This is a genomic window from Streptomyces odonnellii, from assembly GCF_000981895.1.
Taxonomy (GTDB): domain Bacteria; phylum Actinomycetota; class Actinomycetes; order Streptomycetales; family Streptomycetaceae; genus Streptomyces; species Streptomyces odonnellii.
In genome coordinates this window covers 1-1,284 of the sequence record NZ_LATD01000594.1, presented here as the reverse complement: position 1 = coordinate 1,284, position 1,284 = coordinate 1, and the positions used below count along the sequence as shown (strand labels likewise).

Below are 1,284 nucleotides of genomic sequence, written 5' to 3'. Positions count from 1 at the left end.
TTGTGGTCGCGGTGGTCGCCGCCGCCGTCGCACCGGCTCATGTCCGCGCCCCGCCCACCCGGCTGTCGCTGATACGGGGTGCCGGGCGCGGAGCCGTCTTCCTGTTCCCGTTCCCGCGCATCGTTCTGATCGCGCGGGCGCAGAGCGTGTGGACGCGCTCCACCGGCAGCCCTATCAGGGCCGCGGTCTGCTCCTCGGCGACCCCTTCGTACAGCCGCAGCACCAGCACCATCCGCTCCTGCGGGCCCAGCCCGGCCAGCACCCCCGCCGGAGTGCGGCGGCGCAGCCGGGAGCGCCAGGCGGTGCCGGCGTACCGCAGGGTGAGTTCCTGGCGGGCGTGGTCGTACGGGTCGTCGTCGCGCAGCCGGTCCCAGTCCGCGTACGTACGGGCCAGCGCGGTGATCAGCAGGCGCTCCGCGCGCGGCGCGGCCTCCGGGGGCTCGCCCGTGAGCAGCGCCGCCGCATGCAGCAGCCGGCCGGCCGCACCCGCGGCGAACGTCTCGAACTCACGCTCACGGGCGCGGCGGCGATCCGTGGACGTCCGCCGCTCTCGCACGTCCTCCATTGACGCGAGTCGGCGCGTCCAGGTCAAGAGGGCCTTTTCGCACAGGACCTGATTCGAACAGGGGCTTTCCGGGCAACGCGCCCCCGTTCACGCTCCCGTACGCGCCCCTACGCGTCCGTACCGCTCTCGCCCGTACCGCCCTCACTCTGCGGCAGCCCCGCGGCCCGCGCCGACAGCGCGCCGTTGAAGCGGGTGAGCAGTGTGGTGAAGGAGGTGCGCTCCTCAGCCGTCCAGCCGCCCGTCACCTGTGCCATCAGCTCGCGCCGCGACGAACGGACCTCGTCCAGCCGGGCCAGCCCGCGCGCCGAGAGCTGGAGCACCACGGCCCGGCCGTCCTCCGGATGCGAAGTCCGTTTGACCAGGCCGGTGTCGACGAGCGGCGCCACCTGCCGGGTGACGGTCGACGAGTCGATACCCATACCGGCGGCCAGCGCCTTGACGCCCATCGGGCCTTCCTGGTCGAGCCGGTTGAGCAGCAGATACGCGGCGCGGTCCATCGAGTTGCGGACCTGGCCGACACCGCCGAGCCGGGTCTGTTCGGCCCGCCGGGCGAAGACCGCCACCTGGTGCTGGAGTGCATCGAGGAGGACGGCTTCACCCGAGGGTTCTGAGCCGGCCCCCAAGGGTTCGGAGGCCGTCTCCCGGGAGGCCGACGCAGCGGAAGTCATGTCCTGAATGGGGGGCATGGCTGGGGGCTCTCTTGTGCGGGGGTCGGTTGG

At 73.1% G+C, this 1,284-nt stretch carries 2 protein-coding genes; both read right to left on the bottom strand.

The window, feature by feature from the left end:
• Positions 1–37: 37 nt before the first annotated feature.
• Entirely contained in the window at positions 38–556 is a 519-nt protein-coding gene (locus WH07_RS35440) for a sigma factor-like helix-turn-helix DNA-binding protein (RefSeq protein WP_046509310.1), read from the bottom strand.
• 116 nt (positions 557–672) lie between these two features.
• Entirely contained in the window at positions 673–1,251 is a 579-nt protein-coding gene (locus WH07_RS35435) for a MarR family winged helix-turn-helix transcriptional regulator (protein ID WP_046509309.1), read from the bottom strand.
• Between the last annotated feature and the right edge of the window lie 33 nt (positions 1,252–1,284).

What these genes read in the sequence shown, in the direction of transcription:
- WH07_RS35435 (WP_046509309.1), bottom strand. Translation starts at nt 1,251, where the DNA reads ATGCCCCCCATTCAGGACATGACTTCCGCTGCGTCGGCCTCCCGGGAG.